This window comes from Lentzea sp. NPDC004789 (assembly GCF_053601075.1).
This window is the reverse complement of record NZ_JBSGBE010000023.1, coordinates 95,479-115,843: the sequence shown is the minus strand read 5'-3', so window position 1 is coordinate 115,843 and position 20,365 is coordinate 95,479. Positions and strand designations below refer to the sequence as shown.

15 protein-coding genes are annotated in these 20,365 nt (G+C 70.4%); 3 read left to right on the top strand and 12 right to left on the bottom strand.

Translation table 11 applies throughout. The features are described 5' to 3' along the window. Positions 1–32 precede the first annotated feature (32 nt). Positions 33–2,846, top strand: coding sequence for a helix-turn-helix transcriptional regulator (locus ACWEIJ_RS38255; protein ID WP_449842159.1), 2,814 nt, complete (start codon positions 33–35; stop codon positions 2,844–2,846). Here ACWEIJ_RS38255 and ACWEIJ_RS38250 read toward each other — a convergent pair. Then, complete coding sequence (locus ACWEIJ_RS38250; RefSeq protein ID WP_449842158.1) at positions 2,839–3,105, bottom strand: hypothetical protein; 267 nt, start codon at positions 3,103–3,105, stop codon at positions 2,839–2,841. The genes ACWEIJ_RS38255 and ACWEIJ_RS38250 overlap by 8 nt on opposite strands. Beyond that, positions 3,102–3,917 carry a phytanoyl-CoA dioxygenase family protein gene (locus ACWEIJ_RS38245; RefSeq protein WP_449842157.1) on the bottom strand — a complete coding sequence of 272 codons (816 nt, stop codon included), beginning with the start codon at positions 3,915–3,917 and terminating at the stop codon, positions 3,102–3,104. The genes ACWEIJ_RS38250 and ACWEIJ_RS38245 overlap by 4 nt, the downstream gene beginning before the upstream one ends. A gap of 71 nt (positions 3,918–3,988) precedes the next feature. Here ACWEIJ_RS38245 and ACWEIJ_RS38240 point away from each other — a divergent pair, with 71 nt between their 5' ends. Beyond that, on the top strand, positions 3,989–4,741 hold the full coding sequence (locus tag ACWEIJ_RS38240; protein ID WP_449842156.1) for a helix-turn-helix domain-containing protein: 753 nt from the start codon (positions 3,989–3,991) through the stop codon (positions 4,739–4,741). A gap of 84 nt (positions 4,742–4,825) precedes the next feature. Here ACWEIJ_RS38240 and ACWEIJ_RS38235 read toward each other — a convergent pair whose 3' ends face one another. The 10 genes from ACWEIJ_RS38235 to chvE all read right to left on the bottom strand — a co-directional run bounded on the left by ACWEIJ_RS38235 (position 4,826) and on the right by chvE (position 17,463). Further along, positions 4,826–5,164 (bottom strand): anti-sigma factor family protein, encoded by a 339-nt coding sequence (locus tag ACWEIJ_RS38235; protein WP_449842155.1) that lies wholly within the window; start codon positions 5,162–5,164, stop codon positions 4,826–4,828. Then, complete coding sequence (locus ACWEIJ_RS38230; RefSeq protein WP_449842200.1) at positions 5,161–5,655, bottom strand: sigma-70 family RNA polymerase sigma factor; 495 nt, start codon at positions 5,653–5,655, stop codon at positions 5,161–5,163. The genes ACWEIJ_RS38235 and ACWEIJ_RS38230 overlap by 4 nt, the downstream gene beginning before the upstream one ends. 28 nt (positions 5,656–5,683) lie before the next feature. Beyond that, a complete protein-coding gene (locus tag ACWEIJ_RS38225) occupies positions 5,684–6,457 on the bottom strand; it encodes an enoyl-CoA hydratase/isomerase family protein (protein WP_449842154.1) in 774 nt (257 codons plus the stop codon). Between the two features lie 10 nt (positions 6,458–6,467). Further along, complete coding sequence (locus tag ACWEIJ_RS38220; RefSeq protein ID WP_449842153.1) at positions 6,468–7,703, bottom strand: hypothetical protein; 1,236 nt, start codon at positions 7,701–7,703, stop codon at positions 6,468–6,470. After that, positions 7,700–9,232, bottom strand: coding sequence for an amino acid adenylation domain-containing protein (locus tag ACWEIJ_RS38215; RefSeq protein ID WP_449842199.1), 1,533 nt, complete (start codon positions 9,230–9,232; stop codon positions 7,700–7,702). The genes ACWEIJ_RS38220 and ACWEIJ_RS38215 overlap by 4 nt, the downstream gene beginning before the upstream one ends. Before the next feature lie 113 nt (positions 9,233–9,345). Beyond that, the gene (locus tag ACWEIJ_RS38210) at positions 9,346–10,428 is read right to left on the bottom strand and encodes an aldose epimerase family protein (RefSeq protein ID WP_449842152.1); all 1,083 of its coding nucleotides are present in this window, start codon (positions 10,426–10,428) and stop codon (positions 9,346–9,348) included. A gap of 12 nt (positions 10,429–10,440) precedes the next feature. Continuing rightward, the gene (locus ACWEIJ_RS38205) at positions 10,441–13,521 is read right to left on the bottom strand and encodes a family 43 glycosylhydrolase (protein WP_449842151.1); all 3,081 of its coding nucleotides are present in this window, start codon (positions 13,519–13,521) and stop codon (positions 10,441–10,443) included. 113 nt (positions 13,522–13,634) lie between these two features. Further along, positions 13,635–14,849, bottom strand: a complete 1,215-nt coding sequence (mmsB, locus tag ACWEIJ_RS38200) for a multiple monosaccharide ABC transporter permease (protein WP_449842150.1) — start codon at positions 14,847–14,849, stop codon at positions 13,635–13,637. Next, a complete protein-coding gene (gene mmsA / locus ACWEIJ_RS38195; RefSeq protein ID WP_449842198.1) occupies positions 14,846–16,351 on the bottom strand; it encodes a multiple monosaccharide ABC transporter ATP-binding protein in 1,506 nt (501 codons plus the stop codon). Before mmsA ends, mmsB begins: the two co-directional genes overlap by 4 nt. 26 nt (positions 16,352–16,377) lie before the next feature. After that, positions 16,378–17,463 carry a multiple monosaccharide ABC transporter substrate-binding protein gene (gene chvE / locus ACWEIJ_RS38190; RefSeq protein WP_449842149.1) on the bottom strand — a complete coding sequence of 362 codons (1,086 nt, stop codon included), beginning with the start codon at positions 17,461–17,463 and terminating at the stop codon, positions 16,378–16,380. Positions 17,464–17,665: 202 nt separating this feature from the next. On the opposite strand from chvE, the gene ACWEIJ_RS38185 reads away from it, so the two are divergent. After that, the gene (locus ACWEIJ_RS38185) at positions 17,666–20,365 is read left to right on the top strand and encodes an RICIN domain-containing protein (protein ID WP_449842148.1); all 2,700 of its coding nucleotides are present in this window, start codon (positions 17,666–17,668) and stop codon (positions 20,363–20,365) included.

Sequence of the window (20,365 nt, the reverse complement as noted above, 5' to 3'; positions counted from 1 at the left end):
AGCTCCTCGCCAAACGGGTGTCCGGAGGACGGGTGACGCGGGTGGCTGGGTTCGGCGGTTCCTTGCCGTTCGTGGGCCGCCGGCACGAGCTGGAGCTGCTGCTGGACGCCATCCGGCAGCCACCCGCGGTGGTCGTGGTCGAGGGCGATGCCGGGATGGGCAAGTCCCGGCTGGTCCGCGAGGCCACCGCGGTGCTGCGGTCGGACGGGTGGCGCGTCGTGACCGGCTTCTGCCACCCGCTGCGCGAACCCCTGCCGTACGGGCCGGTGATCGACGCGCTCGGCAAGGTCGGGCCGTGGCTGCAGGGTGCGGATCTGCCGCCCACGGCGGGAGCGCTGGCCCCGTTGCTGCCCGATCTCGCCGACTTGCTGCCACCGATACCGTCCAAACCGGACGATCCGGGCGGGGCTCGGCACCAGCTGATCCGGGCCGTGCGGTCGGTGCTCGCCGCGATCGGCCGGACCGTTCTGGTCGTCGAGGACCTGCACTGGGTGGACGACGCCACCCGCGAGCTGCTCCTGCTGCTCGCCCGTGACCTGCCAGAACAGCTCGCCCTGGTGCTCACCTGCCGTGCCGAGAACGGCTCCTCGGTCCTCGGCGGCGCCCACCGCCCCGCCGTGATCAGGCTGACGCCGCTGAGCGAGAGCGAGGTCGCCGAACTGGCCACCGCCGCGCTCGGTGGCGGCGCGACCCGTGAGCTGTGCGCCGTGCTGCACCGCCGCAGCGAGGGCCTGCCGCTGGTCGCGGAGGAGGACCTGCTGACATTCCGCGCCAGGGACCGCCACGACCCCGGCGAACTGGAAAAAGCCGATGTGCCGGAGGGGCTGCGCACGGCGGTCACCGAGCGGCTGGTGGCCCTGTCCCCGCAAGGTGCCGCCGTGGTCGACGCGGCGGCCGTGCTCGCCGTGCCCGCCACCGAGGCACTGCTCGCCGAGGTCGCCGGGCTCGAACCCGAGCAGGCCGCGCAGGGCCTGCTCGACGCGCTGGGCGCGGCGGTGCTGCAGGAGATCGGCACGGACCTGTACTGGTTCCGGCACGTCCTGGCGCAGCAGGTCGCGTACCGGCACGTCCCCGGGCCACGCCGCACCCGCCTGCACCGGCGGGCGATCGAGGTGTTCGAGACGCACGACCCGGTGCCGTTGGTGCAGATCGCGCACCACACGCTCGCGACGGGTGACCGGGAGGGCTGGCTCGTCCGGGTCGAGGACGCGGCCGACCAGGCCGTGGCGCTCGGCGATGCCGGCACCGCCGTCACCCTCCTGCAGCAGCTCCTGAACGAGCCGGACGTCGGCGTCGAGCAGCGGTCCCGGGTCGCGCTCGCGCTCGCGCGGATCGCCGACTACGGCGCCGACTTCGCCACGAACGCCCGCCTGCTGAGGGCCGTGCTCGCCGATCCGCTGCTGCCGGAGGCGATCCGCGGCGAGGTCCGGCTGGGGCTCGGCCTGATCACCGTCAACGTCGCGGCCGACTGGGACGCCGGTTACCCCGAGCTCGAACGCGCGGTCGACGAGCTGGCCACCCTCCCGGACAAGGCGGCGCGGGCGATGATCGCTCTGGCGAACGTCGGCCACCAGAACGACGCCGAGCGTGCGTGGAGATGGCTCGACCAGGCCGAGTCGGTCGTCCGGCACAGCACCGACGAGGCGATCAAGGCCGCGGTGCGGGCGACCCGGCTCACGCTGATGGCCAAGGAAGGTGATCCCGCGGTCTGGCCGCTGGTGGAGCAGCTGCCGCGCCAGAGCCCGGACATCGCGGTGCTGGCGCATACCTGGCGTGCGCTGCACAACGTGATCATGGCGACCACCCATCTCGGTCACTACCGCCGGGCCCACGAGCTGCTGCTCGAGAGCCTGGACCTCGCCCGGCGCCTGGGTGGCCAGCGCTACGAATGTCTTTGCCGCATCAGGCTGCTGTACCTCGACTGGCTGACCGGTCGCTGGGACGGTCTGGAGACGGGGTTCGCCGACCTGGCGCGCGGCTACCCCGACGTCGGGATGGTCGGCCTCGGCCTCGCGCTGTGCCGGGGACGCCTCGCTCTCGCCCAGGGGCGGTACTCCGCTGCCCTCGAACACTTCACCAGCGCCAAGCAGCACACGAACGACATGACCCCAGGGGGAACGAACCTGGAGGTCTCCACCGAGCTCATCGCGGTCAGGCTGGCCCAGGACGACCCGCAGGCGGCCTGGGCGATCGCCGAACCCGTGGTGCCGTTGTTGCGCGGGAGCGCTCCCTGGGCATGGCTCAAGGACCTGCACCGCGTCGTGGTCGAGGCCGCCTTGGCCGCCGGGCACCGTGACGAGGCTGACCTGCTGGTGGCCGGAGCCGAAGCCCGCCTTCGCGACCTGGACGCTCCGGATCTCGCCGCGGAGCTGAACCTCGCCAAGGGACTGCTGCTGCGAGGCACCGAGGCAGCCGCCGGGCACTTCGCCGCGGCCCGGCAACGGTGGCTGGACATCGGCAGCCCGTACCTCGCGGCGAAGGCCACCGAGCACCTCGGCAACGCCCTCGCGTCCGCCGACCCCGAGCAGGCCGCCGCGCACCTGGCCGAGGCGGCGACCGTCTACACCGGACTCGGTGCGACCGCCGGTGCCACCCGCTGCCAGCAGGCCCTGCGCTCGTTGGGGGTCGGTGAACCGGCCCGGCCCGGCCGCCGCGGGTACGGCGGCGAGCTCTCACCCAGGGAGCTGGAGGTCGCCGAGCTCCTCGGCCGCGGCGCCACCAACGCCGACATCGCGCAGACCCTGTTCCTCTCGCCCCGCACGGTCGAGAAGCACGTGGCGCGCGTGCTCGCCAAGCTGGGCACCGAACGCAAGAACGTCGAGGCCGTTCTGCGTGGTTCTAGCTGAGCTTCTCGAAGAAGAACTCGTGCTTGAGGAACGAGGTGCCGTACTCGGCCCCGGCCTGCGGCGGCAGCAGCGGCGAGGCCTGGATGAGCCGCCAGCCGTCCCGCAGCGCCGCGACACCGTCGGGGTAGGGCGGTTCGTCGGAGTCGCCGGTGGTGGGCCGGGTGGTGCCGGTGCCGTCGTAGCGGGACCAGCCGACCACCGGCGAGTCGAGTGCGGAGGTGGCCAGGTAGAGGACCAGGACCTGCTGCCGGAGGCTCATGCGCGGCTCCTGTCGGCGGGACGGTTGGTGACGCGCGTGACCCAGTGCTCGACGTCGAACGACGGGTCGCCGCTGAGCGCGCGCCACAGCAGCACCCGGTTGTAGATCTCCAGCCGGCCGGTGGCGTGCTCGTACCACGGGAAGTACCGGCTCAGCTCCTCCGCGACCGCGGGGTCGGCCATGTCGGCGGTGTCCCACAGCCGCACCTGCGGCACCGCCGGGTTGAAGCGGATCTTGAACATGTACCGGCGGAGGTCGCTGTCGTTGCGGCGCCCGCCGTGCCAGATCCCGTGGTGCAGCAGGAGAACGGTGCCCGCCGGGCAGACCAGGCGGGTCTGGCCGCGCAGGTTCTGGTAGCGGCCGGTGTCGCTTTCGTTGGTGCGGCGCAGATGGCTGCCCGGCACGACGAGCGTGCCGCCCATGTCGGGGGTGACCCGCTGCGGGTAGTACATCAGCTGCACGTCGAAGGCGTCCGGCCGCACGTCGATGATCGCGTCGCCGTGCAACGGCTGCGCGTGGCCTTCATGGGGTTCGCGCACGTGCACCGCGTGGTGGTCGACGGTGGGATCAGGGCCGACGAGGCTGCGCAGGGCCCCGGCCACGGCGGGCAGCTCGACGAGCCGCCGGGGAAAGGAGCCGTCGGGATAGGCGTCGGCGACCGCGGTGCCGTACGGCACGTCCGGGATTCCGCGCGGGAGCAGGTCGAGCGCTTCCCGGTTCATCTCCTCGGGCACGACCGCGTCGAGGCGCAGGTAGCCGTGCGCCACGAAACGCGCCAGCTGCACCGAAGTGAGCAGAGTGCTGGTTCGCATGCGACGAACGTAGGAGGGCAGGTCGGTGCGGTGCGTGGGTTGTATTCACCCAGTACTGGTAATTTTTCACCGTGCATCAGGTCGTGCTGCCGCTGGGCGAGCCGCCGGAGGTGGCGGACGTCGGAGTCGGCGTGCACGGCGTCACGGGCCTGGAGGACGTGTTCCGGTTGCCGGACCTGTGGCAGCTGCACCTCTACGGGTACGAGGGCGTGCTGGAGGTGGGCGGCACGGCGCACCGCATCGCCCCCGGCCACGCCAGCCTGGTGCCGCCCGACACCGAGGTGCTGTTCCGCTACCGCGGCAGGTCCGAGCACCTCTACGCGCACCTGCGCCTCCCCGGCACCGCGGAACGCCGCGTGGCACCGGTGATGCAGGACGCCGGTCCGAACAGGACGGTCATCGCCCGCCTCCTGCGCGGCGCCCTCGCGGCGGCACCCGCACGGGCCTCGGCGCACCTGTGGACCGTGCTGTGGCAGCTTTCCGACGCCCCCGCCGGCCGTACCGCGGCCGATCCGGTGGCGGTGGCCGCGGCGCACGTCGAGGCGCACCTGGGCACGCCCTTGCCCGTCGCGGAGATCGCCAGGGTGGCCGGGGTGTCGCACAACCACCTGACCCGGTTGTTCCAGGCCCGGCTGGGCACCACGGTGGTGGCGTACCTGCGGCGCCGCCGGGTGGAACGCGCACGTCACCTGCTCACCGCCTCGACGTTGTCGATCTCGGCGGTGGCGGCGGCGGTCGGGATCCCGGACCTGCAGGCGTTCAACAAGGTCTGCCGGCGTGAGCTGGGGGAGTCGCCGCGGGCGGTGCGCGCCCGCGGTCGCTGAACCGCTTCTTCCCGCGGCTCGGGTGGACGCGTGTGCCGTTCGTCGAGGACCGAGCGGGCCGCTGAACCGCTTCTTCCCGCCGGTTCACATCAGCCAGCAGAACACCCCGCACACGCCGGCACCGGCCACGGCGGCGACCAGGACCGCCACCGCCGTGACCACCAGGGCCCGCCGCCGCACCGCCCGCACCAGCCGGGGCAGCAACGTCGGCGGCACCTCCGGCGCGGTGCCGAGCGACTCCACCGCCCAGGATCTCGGCACGCGCGCCAGAAATCCCGGCATCCCCGCGAGCTGGCCCACCGCGTGCTCGCACGGCGGGCAGACCTCGAGGTGGCGTTCGTAGGCCTGGCGGTCGCCCGGCGACAGCGACCCCAGCACGTAGGCGACGTCCCACTCCCGGAACGGATCCGTCGGAGGGATCACCGCCCCGTGACCCCGTTCTCCTGCAACGCCAGCCGAAGCGCGCGCAGGCCGTAGTGCAGCCGCGACTTCACGGTGCCCTGCGGCACGTCCAGGGCGTCGGCGAGCTCGGCGATGGTCTCACCGCGGTAGTAGGCGCGTGCGATCACCACGCGGTGTTCGGGTTTCAGCTGGGACAGCGCGTCGGCGATGAGCCAGGCGTCGAGCGCGGCGTCGGTGTCGTCGGACCGGGGGCACTCCGGCACGCGGGCGGACTCGACCTCCCACCTGGCCTGGGCGCTGCGGCGTTCGTCGATGGCGAAGTTGCGCGCCACGGCGTACAGCCACGCCTTCGACGCCGAGGAGCCCTGTTCCAGGATGTCGGGATGCCGCCAGGCGCGCAGCAGTGCCTCCTGGACGACGTCCTCCGCCAGTTGTTCGTCGCCGGTGAGGCGCAGCGCGTAACGCCAGAGCGCGGCGGCGTGACCGTCGTGCAGCGCGCGCAGCAGGGTGATGTGTTCGGTGTTGATGGCGCACCTCGTCTCACCGGCGGAACACCGGAGTGCGTTTGGCCAGGAACGCCGATGTTCCCTCGCGCATGTCGGCGGTGGTGAAGGTGTGCCGGAACGCGTCCAGCTCGACGCGCAGGCCGGTGTCGACGGGCAGTCCGTCGACGGCGCGCAGGGTCGCCTTGCACGCCGCCACCGCGTCGGGCGAGTTGGCCGCGATGTCGGCGAGCACGAGCCGTGCGGCGGTGAACATCTCCTCGCGCGTGTCGAAGACCTGGTTCACCAACCCGATCCGGTGCGCCTCGGCCGCGTCGACCCGGCGGCCGGAGTAGATCATCTCGCGGGCGCGGGCGACCCCGACGCGGCGGAACAGCCGCACGCAGCCGCCGAAGCCGGGGATGAGGCCCAGCAGCACCTCCGGTTGCCCGAACACCGCCTTGCCGGTGGCGTAGACGAAGTCGCACGCCAGCGCCATCTCGCAGCCGCCGCCGAGCGCGTAACCGTCCACGCAGGCCACGACCGGCACGGGCAGCTGTTCGAGCAACCGGGTCACCTCCTGGCCCAGCGCGCCGAACGCCTCGCCTTCTTCCGGTGTCATCGCAGCCATCTCGCGGATGTCGGCACCGGCGATGAACGCGGGCCCCTCCGCCCCCGTCAGCAGCACCGCGCGAGGGCCGGACATACCCGTCAGGAGGTGGCGCAGTTCGCTGAGCGTCGCCTGCGACAGGGCGTTGCGGGCCCGCGGCCGGTTCACGGTCACGGTCAGCACGCCGCCCTGCTCGTCGAGCACCAGGTTCTGATAGTCCACAGTGGTCTCCTCACGAGTCCCAGATCGCGCCGTAGGCGGGAATTCCCCTGGATTCGATCTCTTCGACGACCTGCCAGGTGGTCTGCTTGTTGGAGATGCAGATGACCGCCTCCGCGTCGAACCGGCGGCAGGCGTCGTGGGCGAGGGCGACGAGGTCCGGTTTGCCCTGGGTGGAGGTGTCCCAGACGACGGCGTCGGGCTGCACCCGCAGGATCTCGTCCACCAGCGCGTCACCGTAGGTGCGGCGCGGGTCGCGGGTGGACCACACGAGCTTGGCCGGCGCGGTCTCGGCGAGCAGGTGGGGCAGGCAGGGGCCGATACCGCTGCCGGTGGCGACCCACACCACCCTGGTGAACAGCTTGTCGATGTTGCCGACGCCCGCGGTGGGAATGCCCTTCACCCACACGTGACCGGGCTGGTCGGCGATGAACCTCCCCGTCCAGTCGCCGGCACGGGAGATCGTGAGCCGGAACCCGCTGCGGCCCGGCGCCGGCACGTTGGCGAAGGAATGCCACTCCAGCAACGGGTTGCGGCTCACCGCGGTCGACGAACCGGCGAACGGCGTGACGCCGTAGTCGAACGACACGAGCGCGACGTGCGGTGACGGGCTGTCGATGTGCACCGGCACCCGGCGCAGCCGCAGCCACGGCAGTGCCACGCTGACCGCCACGAGGGCGAGCGGCCAGAGGAACACCGGGTCCGACACCGCCGCCAGCACGGCGAACAGCACGAGCACCGACCAGCCGCCGAACCGGTGCGAGCGCTCGAAGAGGTCGTGGTGGCGGGCGCGCAACCGGGGCAGCGCGAGCACGATCATCCCGCCGAGCACGGCGAAGATCAGCCACGTCAGCACCCGCACGAACGGTGGTCCCGTCGTCGTGCAGGCCAGCACGAGGAACCACGCGGTGGCGCAGATCGCGGCACCGACGTGCAGCCCGCCGAAGTGGTAGACCTTGCCGAGCGTCCAGCGGATCCGCAACGGCCAGTGCGTCGGCGCGCTGGTGGCGAGCCGGAACAGCAGGTTGATCACGAGCTGCTGGCGGATCAGCGCGGCCAGGGTGACGTTGAGGACCACCAGCGCGGTCAGCACCTTCGCGTCGCCCCGCCAGTCCCAGGACAGCGCGGCGACGGCGTTGGCGAGCACGACGGCCGCGGCGAGCCGGTTGTGGTGGGTGAAGGGACGGCGGCGCAGGATCGTGCGCAGCGACCGGTCGGCCGGCGGCAGCGCGACAGCGTGCACCGTCATGCCACGGTTTCCTTCTGCTCCAGACCGTCCAAACGCGACACGAGCGCGCGCCGGTCGACCTTGCCGCGATCGGTCGTGGGCAACGTGTCGACGGGGACGATCAGCGTGGGCACGCAGTAGTAGGGCAGTCGCTGCTCGACCGCGCGCCTGGCCTGCTCCGGTGCCGCGGTGGCCGGGCTGATGAACCCGACGAGCCTTCCGTTGTGCACCAGCGTCGTGGCGCGGGTGCAGTCCACCGCGTGCTCCAGCGCCGAGGTCACGGCGTCGAGCTCCACCCGAAACCCGCGGACCTTCACCTGGTCGTCCGTGCGGCCGTGGTGCTCCAGCTGGCCGTCGGTCGTCCACCTGCCGAGGTCGCGGGTCCGGAACATCACGTGGTCGCCGCCGAGGAACGGATCCGGCCGATATCGTTGCGCGGTCAGGTCGTCGTCGCCCAGATAGCCCTCGGTCACGCACGCGCCGCCCGCCCACATCTCGCCGACCTCGCCGATGCGGCACGGCCGCAGGTGCTCGTCGAGCACGTACACCGTGGTGTTCGGCACCGGCCGGCCGATGGTGAGCGCGCCGGCGTTCGGGTCGTAGCGCTGCACGGTGTTGACGATGGTGACTTCCGTGGGACCGCAGGCGTTGTGGAAGGCCGCGTGCCGCGACCACCTGTCGGCCAGCGCCTGCGGGCACCGTTCACCGGCGACCGCGACGGTGTGCACCCGTTGGCACACATCGGGATTCAACGACGCCAGCACGCTGGGCGTCGCGATGACGACGTCCACGGTGCTCGCGGTCTGCTCCATGTCGGTGCCGCGGATCACCAGCGTGCCGCCGTTCGCGAGCGTGCCGAGGATCTCCCAGATCGCCATGTCGAACGCGATGTTCAGCAGCTGCGACACCCTGGTCCCGGAGGTGACGCCGAGGGTGCCGGGCCTGGTGAGCAGGACGTTGCACAGGTTGGCGTGCGAGACGCGCACCCCGTTGGGCCGTCCGGTGGTGCCGGAGGTGAAGATGACGGCCGCGATGTCCGACTCGCCGGTGATGCTGCGGCGGAACGACCTCACCTCGGGCAGGGCGTCGATCGCGATGACCATGCCGAGGTGGCGGGGCAACGCGGCCGCGTCGGCCTTCGTGGTGAGCACGACGTCGATGCGGGCGGTGCGGACGATGTGCCGCAGGTGTGCTTCCGGGGTGATGCGCACGTCCTGCGGCACATAGGCCGCACCCGCCTTGAGCACCGCGAGGATGCCCACGACCATCGGGATGGACCGGGTGAGAAACAGGCCCACGTGGTCGCCGGGCCGCACCCCGTTGCGCACGAGCAGCTCGGCGAGCCAGGAGGCCCTGGCGTCGAGTTCCGCGTAGGTGAGCGACTCGCCGAGGTGCTCCACGGCCGTCCAGTGCGGACGTCGTAACGCATGTGTTTCAAAGGCGTGATGGATGTGGTGGAACGGGGGAGTCCTGGTCGGTCCTGCGCCGAATGACTGGAACAGCTCGCGATCGGCAGGGGGTAGATCGCGCAGGGCAGCTTCCTGGAACACGGCTGTCACGACAGGTCCCTTCGTGAACGGAGCTCGGTCAACATCCTTGAACGAGACAGCCCGTCGGGAAGTTCATGTCGAATCGAATAGCCGGTCGAATCGATCAGAAAGCTCTAATCCATTGTGGACAGTTGGTACACCGTCTCCTGGTGGTAGACCTCGCCCGGCCGCAGCACCGTGCTGGGGAAGTCCGGGCGGTTCGGCGAGTCGGGGAAGTGCTGCGCTTCCAGGGCGAACCCGGCACCGCGGTGGTACGGGCGGCCGCTCGGGCCGACCAGGTCCTCGGTCAGGAAGTTGCCGGAGTAGAACTGCAGACCGGGCTCGCTGGTCCACATCGTCAGCACGCGCCCGGACACCGGGTCGCTCGCCCGTGCCGTGAACGGCGCGTCCGCGTCCAGCACCCAGTTGTGGTCGTAACCGCCGGCGATGAGCAGCTGCGGATCGGGCAGGCTCATGCGCTCGCCGATCGGGACCGGCGTCCGGAAGTCGAACGGGCTTTCGTCGACGGCGACAGGATCACCCATTGGGATCAACGTGTCGTCGACCGGGCAGAACCGGCTCGCGTTGAGGGCCAGCGACTGCCCGTAGACGTCGCCGCTGCCCTCGCCGGCCAGGTTCCAGTACGTGTGGTTGGTCAGGTTCAGCACGGTCGGCGCGTCGGTGGTCGCGCGGTAGGTGATGCTCAGCCGGTTCTGCCGGTCGAGGCGGTAGGTCACCTGCGCGGACACGGTGGCGGGGAACCCGGCGTCACCGTCCGGGCTCTCCAGGTCGAGCCGGACGCCCACGCTGTCGGTCTCGTGCAGCTCGGTCGCCGACCACACCCGCGTGTCGAAGCCGGCGGGGCCGCCGTGCAGGGTGTTCGGGCCGTTGTTGCGCGGCAGCCGGTGCAGGACGCCGTCCAGGGTGAAGGCGCCGGAGGCGATCCGGTTGGCGTACCGGCCGATCACGGCGCCGAAGAACACCCTGGCGGCGTCCGGCTGGTTGTTCGCGACGTAGTCGTCGAGCGACGGGAACCCGAGCACCACGTTGGCGGGCACACCGTCGCGGTCCGGAGCCTCCAGCGACTGGATCACGCCGCCGTAGTCCAGCACCCGCACGGTGAGCCCACCCGGCCACGCCAGGACGTACCGGTGGACCTCGGTGTCACCGACCCGGCCGAACAGTTCCCGGCCGAGCTCGGGTTCCCGCTGCGTCATCGAACTCCTCGATCAGTTGTAGTCGGCCCGGCAGTGGTGCGGCCGGATCCGCTGCGGTGCGACGCTCTCCAGGGTGGGCACGACCGGGGCGATCGTGCCGTCGCGGTTGAACGTCAGCTTGTCGATGGTGGTCTCGCGGTGCGTGCCGTCACCGTCCGGGATGGCGAACCGGTGGTAGGCGAGGTACCAGTCGTCGGTGCCGGGCACCTGCAGCATCGAGCTGTGGCCGGTGCCCTTGATGCCGAGCTTGAGGTCCTTGCTCAGGATCAGGCCGCGGTTGGTGAACGGCCCGGTCGGGCTCGGCGCCGTGGCGTAGGCGACGCGGTAGTTCTCGCTGCCGGTGTCGTCGACCGACCAGCTCAGGTAGTACGTGCCCTTCCGCTCGACCATGAACATGCCCTCGCGGAAGTCCGTCAGCCCTTCGATCCGGACGACCTTGGCCGGATCGAAGGAGATCATGTCGTCGTTGAGCGGCGCGACGTACGCCTCGCCGTTGCCCCAGTAGAGGTACGGCTTGCCGGTGTGGTCGATGAACACCGCCGGGTCGATCGCCTGGCCACCGCCGCTGGGGTTGCGCGGGATCAGCGGCTTGCCGGAGTCGACGAACGGGCCGGTGGGCGAGTTGCTCACCGCGACACCGATCTTGGCGTCGGCGCAGAAGTAGAAGTAGTACTTGCCGCCCCGCTCGGCGATCGTCGGCGCCCAGGCACGGCTGTCGGCCCAGCTGACGTCGGGACCGAGGTCGAGGATGACGCCCTCGTTCTTCCAGTCGGTCAGGTTCTTGGACGACCAGGCGGAGAACTTCGTGCCGCTCCAGCCGGGGAACCCGTCGGTGGTCGCGTACATGTAGTACGTGTCGCCGAACGCCACGATGTTCGGGTCGGCGTTGAGGCCGGGCAGCACGGGGCTGCGCAGCTCGTGCGCCTCGACCGTCCACTCGCGACTCGCGCTGCCCGACCTCACCACGAACTTGCGGGGCTTGCGCAGGTCGACCGCGCCGTTCGGGGTGATGGTGGCGCCGGGGGCGAGGCCGAAGTCGAGCTTGACCCGCCGCAGGTCGGTGCCGGGTTTCACGGGGAGCACCACGGTGCCGTCCCCGATGACCGCGGGCGCCTTGAGCGAGGGGTGCGAGACCGACCGGATCAGGGTGCCGTTGAACGGCAGCCCCGCCACCTCGTCACCGGACAGCGCCCGGTTGTAGAGCCGGACGTCCTTCATCTTGCCGAGGAACGGCTTGTCCGGCGCGTAGACCGACCGGCCGAGGTAGTTGGCCGCGGTGATGCCGCCACCGATGTCCGACGGCTTGATGGTGACGCCGGTGTTGCGGCCCACCTCGACACCGTCGAGGTAGAGCACCTCGACGCCGTCGCCGACGGTCAGCGTCACGTTCTTCCAGACGCCGCGCGGCAGCGGGCGGTTGGTGTTCACGCCCTGCTCGGTCGACCAGTTGCCGGTCGCGATCGCGCCGCGGTAGGTGTCACCGGTGCTGAACAGGTAGCCGTTGCCGACCCCGTCCTTGCCGGTGTTGCCGAACCCGTAGAGGAAGTACGGCGTCTGCTGCGCCGGGTCCACCAGCACGTCGGCGGAGACCGTGGCGGCGGACGCGCCGGTCAGCATGTTGTTGGGCAGCTGGACGTGCCCGCCCTGCAACGACAGCGCACCGTCGGACCACGTCGTCTTGCCGGCGGTCACGCCGTCGTAGCCGTGCCCGGTGGCGTCGTTGGCGGAACCGTTGAGCGGCCAGTGCGCGACGAGGCCCTTGCCGTCGGCCTTCACCGGCGCCGGGGGAGCGGTGATCCGGTTCAGCTCGGCCTGGGTCACCGGCAGCACGGTGCCGTGCCGCGGGGACGCGGGCAGCTTGGCGCCGGTCGACATCGTCCACTTGCCGGAGGCGAGGTCGGTGGTCTCGAACGGCACGTAGCCGCGGCCGCCGAACTCGTCGATGAACAGGTACCACTTGTTCTCGGTGTTGGACTTGAAGCCCGTCGGGCCCTCACCGGCGCTCAGGCCGGGGCTGGTCGCGGTGGCCTTGCCGATGCACTCCGCCACGAAGTCGTACTTGGGGTTGAGCAGGTCCGTCGACTTCTCCGCCGTGATGAACTTGCTGCACGGCGTGGACGACGTGTTGTTGCGCTCGTCCTTGGTGTAGCGGTAGTAGGTGCCGTCGTGCTCGATGACCGTCGAGTCGATGACCGAGTAACCGGGGTCGATCCACACCTTCGGCGCGCTGAACGTGACGAAGTCGCGGGTGGTCGCGTACATCATCCGGTTGTAGCTGTCGCCCTTGTGGTCCGGGTCGTTCTCCGCGTACAGCTTCGAGGCCCAGTAGACGATGTAGGTGCCGCGCTTGGCGTCCCAGTGGGCTTCCGGCGCCCACGTGTTGCCCGCGGTCGGCGGTGACACCTGGACGCTGCGCTGGCGCGACCAGTTCCGCAGGTCGGTCGACTCCCACACCATGATCGACCGGCTGCCGGTGCGCTGCGCCGCGTCCCAGCCGTTGCCGCCGTTGATCTTGAGGTCGGTGGCGAGCAGGTAGAACTTGTCGCCCTCGGGGGAGCGCAGGATGAACGGGTCGCGCACGCCGAGCTCGCCCAGGCTGGACTTGAGGATCGGCTGGCCGTTGTTGAGCTCGGTGAAGCTCAGCGGGTTGTTGCCGTTGCTGGCGGCGGCGTAGATCTGCTCGCCGTTCGGGCTGCCCTCACCGGTGAAGTAGAAGAAGCTGTAGCCCGCCAACGGTTCCTTGGCGGGCAACGGCGGGACGGTCGCGGTGAGCGTGCGGGTGGCGGACTGCCACCACCCGCGGCTCACCTTCGCCGTCAGCACGACCTTGGCCGGCTTGCTGCCCGCGGGGGGACGGCTCACCTCACCGGTCGGGGTGATCACCTTGCGGTCCGACGACGACCACGTGATGGTCGTGTCGTTCTCGCCGGTGGTCGGCAGGGTCAGGTTGCCGCGAACGTCGTCGATGTTCGGCACGGACAGCGCGTTGGCCGCGATCCGCGCCGGTGACTCGGCCGCGTTGGCCGCCGGGACGGAGACCAGCGCGGCCGTGACGGCCACGACAACGCCGAAATGGCGCAGGGATAACAACATCGTTGTTGTCTGCCTTCCGGGTTTGTGCTTGGGGAACTTTCGCACCAGGTCGGTGAAGGGCCTTCCGGCATCTCAGGGGTGGAAGGCCCTTCACCGACGAGCGCGAGCGACTTTCAGGCGCGCCGCTTCGTCCAGACGTCGTAGGCGACCGCCGCGAGCAGCACCAGACCCTTGACGAGCATCACGCGTTCACTGGGCGCGCCGATCAGCGACATGCCGTTGTTGATCACGCCCATGATCAGGCCGCCGGTGATGGCGCCGACCACCTTGCCGACACCGCCCTGGACGGCGGCGCCACCGATGAACGCCGCGGCGATGGCGTCCAGCTCGAACGACGTGCCCGCGGTCGGACCGGCCTGGTTGAGCCGTCCCGCGAAGATCACGCCGGCGAGCGCGGCGAGCGCGCCCATGTTGACGAACACCCAGAACGTGACGGCCTTGACCTTCACGCCGGACAGCGTGGCGGCCTGCAGGTTGCCGCCGATCGAGTAGATGTGCCGTCCGAACACGGAGTTGTTGGCCATCAGCGAGTAGCCCAGCGCCAGCGCCGCGAGCAGCACCAGCACCCACGGCAGGTTGCGGAACCGGGCGAGCTGCACCACGACCGCCATCACGACCACGGCGACGCCCACGAGCTTGAGCACGAACACCGGCATCGAGTCGACGGTCTGGCCGTAGCCGAGCCGGGCCGCGCGCTTGCGCCACTGCGACAACGCGAACCCGGCCACGCAGGCGAGGCCCGCGAGCAGGCTCACCAGGTCGGCGCCGCCCAGCGGGCCGAGGCCGACGTTGCCCAGGTAGCCGCCGGTGAAGCCGTTGGACAGCGACCGGATCGCGTCGGGGAACGGGCCGATGCCCTGGTTGCCCAGCGTGGTCAGGGTCAGCGCGCGGAACACCAGCATGCCGGCCAGCGTCACGATGAACGCCGGAATGCCGAAGTAGGCGATCCAGTACCCCTGGGCCGCGCCGATGAGCGCGCCCGCCAGCAGCGTTAGCAGCACCGCGACCGGCCAGGGGAGTCCCCATTGGACGGTCAGCACCGCGCAGACCGCGCCGGTCAGCGCCACCGTCGAGCCGACCGAGAGGTCGATGTGCCCGCCGATGATCACCAGGATCATGCCGATCGCGAGGATCAGCACGTAGGAGTTCTGCACGATGATGTTCGAGATGTTCTGCGGCTGCAGCAGGGCACCGTCGGTCAGCACCGCGAACAACACGACGATCAACGCGAACGCGACGTAGATGCCGGACTGCCGCAGGTTGATCGAGATCCGCCCGCGCGGAGCCTGCTGGGCGGTCGCCGGTGCGGCCGCGGTGTTCGTGGTCATGTGTTCTGTCCTCGTGTCATGTACTGCATCAGGCGTTCCTGCGTGGCCTCTTCGCGGCTCACCTCGCCGGTGATCCGGCCCTCGGACAGCGCGTAGATCCGGTCGCACAGGCCGAGCAGCTCCGGCAGCTCCGAGGAGATGACCAGCACGGCCCTGCCCTGGGCGGCGAGGTCGTTGATGATCGAGTAGATCTCGTACTTCGCGCCGACGTCGATGCCGCGCGTCGGCTCGTCGAGGATCAGCACGTCCGGGTCGGTGAACATCCACTTGGCCAGCACGACCTTCTGCTGGTTGCCGCCGGACAGCGTGCCGACCTGGGTCGACACCGCCGGCGTGCGGATGCCCATCGAGCGGCGGAACCGCTCCGCGACCGTGTACTCCTCGTTCTCGTTGACCCAGCCGCGCTTCGAGAGCTTGTCCAGCGCCGCGGCGGAGACGTTGCGCTGCACGCCCTCGATCAGGTTCAGGCCGTAGCGCTTGCGGTCCTCGCTGACGTACGCGAGCCCGTGGCGGATCGCGGACTGCACCGTCCTGGTGTCGATCTCCGCGCCGTCCTTGACCACCCGGCCGGAGATGCCGACGCCGTAGGAGCGGCCGAACACGCTCATCGCGAGCTCCGTGCGGCCCGCGCCCATCAGCCCGGCGAGACCGACGATCTCACCGCGCCGCAACGACAACGTGGCGTTGTCCACGACGACCCGGTCCGGCTGGGCGGGGCTGTGCACCGTCCAGTCCTCGATGCGCAGCACCTCCTCGCCGACGTCGGGGGTGCGCGGCGGGAACCGGTGCTCCAGGTCGCGGCCGACCATGCCGGAGATGATGCGTTCCTCGCTGAGCCCGGCGGCGGGCAGCGTCTCGATCGTCTTGCCGTCCCGCAGCACGGTGACGCTGTCGGCGATCCTGGTGACCTCGTTGAGCTTGTGCGAGATGATCACCGAGGTGATGCCGTCGTCGCGCAGGCCGTCGAGCAGGTCGAGCAGGTGCTGCGAGTCGTCGTCGTTCAACGCGGCCGTCGGCTCGTCCAGGATCAGCAGCTTGACCTCTTTGGACAGCGCCTTGGCGATCTCGACCAGCTGCTGCTTGCCGACACCGAGGTCGTTCACCGGCGTGGTCGGGTTCTCGCGCAGTCCCACGCGGTCGAGCAGCGCCTGCGCCTCGTGGTTGGTGCGGTTCCAGTCGATGAACCCGCGCCGTGCTCTTTCGTTGCCCAGGAACAGGTTCTCCGCCACCGAGAGCTGCCCGCACAGCGCGAGCTCCTGGTGGATGATCACGATGCCGCGCTGTTCGCTGTCACGCACGCCGTGGAACGCGCACGGCTCGCCGTCGAAGACGATCTCGCCTTCGTACGTGCCGTGCGGATGCACCCCGGACAGCACCTTCATCAGCGTGGACTTGCCCGCGCCGTTCTCTCCGCAGATCGCGTGGATCTCACCACGCCGCACGCTCAACGAGACGTCGTGCAGCGCGGTGACACCCGCGAACCTCTTGGTGATGCCGCGCATCACCAGGATTTCGTCCGACACGGTTGTTACCTGAGCTGGTCGGCGGTGTAGTAGCCGGAGTCGATCAGTTCCTTCTTGTAGTTGGACTTGTCGACGGTGACCGGCTGCAGGAGGTACGACGGCACGACCTTGACGCCGTTGTCGTAGTCCTTGGTGTTGTTGACCTCGGGCTTGCCGCCCTTGAGCACCGCGTCGGCCATCTTGACGGTGACGTCGGCGAGCTGACGGGTGTCCTTGTGGATGGTCGAGTACTGCTCACCCGCGATGATCGACTTCACCGAGGCGACCTCGGCGTCCTGGCCGGTCACGATCGGGTAGGCCTGGCCGCCGGTGCCGTAGCCGCTGCTCTTGAGCGCGGACAGGATGCCGATCGACAGACCGTCGTAGGGGGACAGCACGCCGTCGACCTTGGCACCGCCGTAGGTCGAGGTGAGCAGGTCCTCCATGCGCTTCTGCGCGGTGGCCGGGTCCCAGCGCAGGATCGCGACCGTCTTGAAGTCCTTCTGGCCGGACTTCACCACGAGCTTGCCCTGGTCGATGAGCGGCTGGAGCACCGACATCGCGCCGTTGAAGAAGAACGTGGCGTTGTTGTCGTCCGGCGAGCCCGCGAACAGCTCGACGTTGAACGGGCCCTCACCACGCGTCTTCAGCCCGGCGAGCAGCGAGTTCGCCTGCTCCACACCGACCTTGAAGTTGTCGAACGTGGCGTAGTAGTCGACGTTCGGGCTCTTGCGGATCAACCGGTCGTAGGCGATGACCGGGATCTTCGCGTCCGCGGCCTGCTGCAGCTGCGAGGTGATCGCGGTGCCGTCGATCGACGCCACGATCAGCAGCTTGGCGCCCTTGGTGATCTGGTTCTCGATCTGGTTGGCCTGGGTCGGGATGTCGTTCTCCGCGTACTGGAGGTCGACCTTGTACCCCTTGCCCTCCAGGGCCTTCTTGATGTTGTCGCCGTCGTGGATCCACCGCTCCGACGAGCGGGTCGGCATGGTGACGCCCACCAGCGCACCCTCGCTCGACGAGCTCTGCTGGTCGACCGTCTTCTGGGCCGAGCCGCAGGCCGCGAGGGTGAGGGTGAGCGCGGTGGCGGCCGCGATCTGGACAAGCCTCATTGGTTCTCCTCGATGTCACCGACAGGCAACACTGCCGTAGGCGGCGAGTGTTATCGCTAACAATGGACCAGTCAAGTGACATCTCGGTAACGCCAGGTAATGCCCTGTTAGCGCTCACAGAATTTCTTGAAACCCGCGGCAACCTTATCCGCGACCGGCGGCAACTCGGGGGCAGACGCGAGAACGATAGAGGAGCGCTGCCATGAGCAAGACCAAGTCCACCGCGGGTCGGCGCGGTGGCGAGGAGCCGCGGACACGCAGGCGCTGGACGGTGATCGGCGCCGCGCTGGGGGCGTCGGTGCTGGTCGGGTCCTGCCTGGGTGTGGTGTTCAGCGACGAGGAGCCGGTGGCGGTCGACGCCGCCGCTTACTACCAGTTCGTGTCGGCACGCAGCGGAAACGCGCTGGACGTGGCCGGGGCGGACAACGCCGACGGCGTCCGGATCCAGCAGGAGAGGCGCAGCCCGGACGCCGCGAGCCAGCAGTGGCGGCTCAAGCCGGTCGACGGCGGTTACCACCAGCTGGTCAACAACAACAGCAGGAAGGTCCTGGGCGTGCCCAGGGGCACGACCGCGCAGGCCAACGTCGAGCAGCAGTCCGACGTCGGGGCCGAGTACCAGCAGTGGAAGCTCGCCGACGCGGGCGAGGGGGACGTGAAGATCGTCTCGCGCAGCACCGGCAAGGTCCTGAGCGTGACCGACGGTGCCGACGGCCAGGCGGTCGTCCAGGCCGACGACCGCGGCGGCGCCGAACAGCGGTGGAAGGTCGCGAAGGCGGAGAGGCCGGCGACGCCGGCCGCTCCCGCGGCGGCCGCCGCGACGAGGCCCGCGCCGACCACGTCCGGCACGCCTCAGGCACCGCCTCCTCCCGCGACCGGTTCCGGCCCGTACAACTGGCGCAACGTGCAGATCGCGGGCGGTGGCTTCATCACCGGCTTCGTGTTCAACCCGAGCCGCAAGGACCTGCTGTACGCGCGCACCGACATGGGCGGCGCCTACCGCTGGGACGCCCGTGCCGGGCAGTGGGTGCCGCTGACCGACTGGGCCGCGGACTGGAACACGCTCGGCATCGAGAGCGTGGCCACCGATCCGGTCGACCCCGACCGCCTCTACCTCGCGACCGGCACCTACACCAACGAGTGGGCGGGCAACGCCGCACTTCTGCGGTCCACCGACCAGGGCAGGACGTTCCAGCGCACCGACCTGCCGTTCAAGCTGGGCAGCAACGAGGACGGCCGGTCCGCGGGCGAGCGGCTCGCGATCGACCCGGCGAACAACGGCACGCTCTACCTGGGCACCCGCGAGAACGGGCTGTGGCGCAGCACCGACTACGGCGTGACGTGGAGCCAGGTGTCGTCGTTCCCCGTCAAGGACGGCGGCAGCAGCGGCACCGGCCTGCCCTTCGTGACCTTCGGACCGGCCGGCAGCAGGACGATCTACGTGGGTGCCGCGGACAGGTCCACCTCGCTGTACCGCTCCACCGACGGCGGTGCCACCTGGGCCGCCGTGCCCGGCCAGCCCACCGGCTCGCTGCCGCACCACGGCGTGCTGGCCGGGGACGGCTCGTTCTACGTGACCTACACCAACGTGCCCGGCCCCAACGGGGTGACGGCGGGCTCGGTCTGGAAGCTCACGCCGTCCAACGGCGCGTGGAAGGACATCTCGCCGATGCCGGGCAACGGTTTCGGCTTCGCGGGACTGGCCGTGGACCCGCAGCGCCCGTCCACGGTGATGGTCACGACCCTCGACCGCTGGTGGCCGTCGGACGAGCTGTTCCGCTCCAACGACGGCGGCGCCACCTGGAAGGCGCTGGGCGGCTCGGCCGTCCGTGACGCGTCCGGAGCGCCGTACGTCGGCACCGGCATCGGTCACTGGATGGGCGCCCTGGCCATCGACCCGTTCGACTCCGGGCACGCGATCTACGGCACCGGATCGGGCCTGTGGGCCAGCAAGGACGTCACCGAGGCCGACGGCGGCCGTCCGACGCACTGGTCGATCCCGGTCAAGGGGCTGGAGGAGACGGCGGTGCTCGGCCTGATCTCGCCGCCGGGCGGCAAGCTGGTCAGCGCCCTGGGCGACGTCGGCGGGTTCCGTCACGACGACCTGACGAAGGTGCCGGTCGGTGCCTCGTCCGGACCGCGCTTCAGCAACACCACCGGCATCGACTTCGCGCAGGCCAAGCCGAACGTCGTGGTCCGCGTCGGCTACAGCGGCGAGGAGCGCGGCGCCTACTCGGCCGACGGCGGCGCCACCTGGAAGCCGTTCCTCGCGGCTCCGGTGAGCGCCGCGGGCGGCGGCACCGTGGCGGTCTCGGCCGACGGCGGCACCGTGGTGTGGACGGCGGCCGGGCAGGTGCCGTACTTCTCCACCGACCTGGGCAGGTCGTGGCAGGCGTCCTCCGGTCTGCCGGCGGGCACCGCCGTGCTGGCCGACCGTGCCGCGGCAGGCACCTTCTACGCGCTCAGCGGCAACACGGTGTTCGCGAGCACCGACGGTGGCAAGAGCTTCAGCGCCCGCGCCCGCGGACTGGGTGCCGGACGGCTCAAGGTCGCTCCCGGTGCCGCCGGTGACCTGTGGCTCGCCGGCCACGACGGGCTCTCGCACTCCACCGACGGCGGCGTGAGCTTCACCAAGGTCGGCAGCGTGCGGTCCGCCGACGCCGTCGGCTTCGGCAAGGCCGCCCCCGGTGCCCGCTACCAGGCCCTCTACCTGATCGGCACGGTGAAGGGCGTGACCGGGATCTTCCGGTCCGTCGACGCCGGGAGCACCTGGACGCGGATCAACGACGACCTCAGCCAGTTCGGCGGCAGCGTCGGCGGGGTCATCACCGGTGACCCCGACGTGTTCGGCCGCGTCTACGTCGGCAGCAACGGCCGCGGTGTCCTCTACGGAGACCCGTCCTGA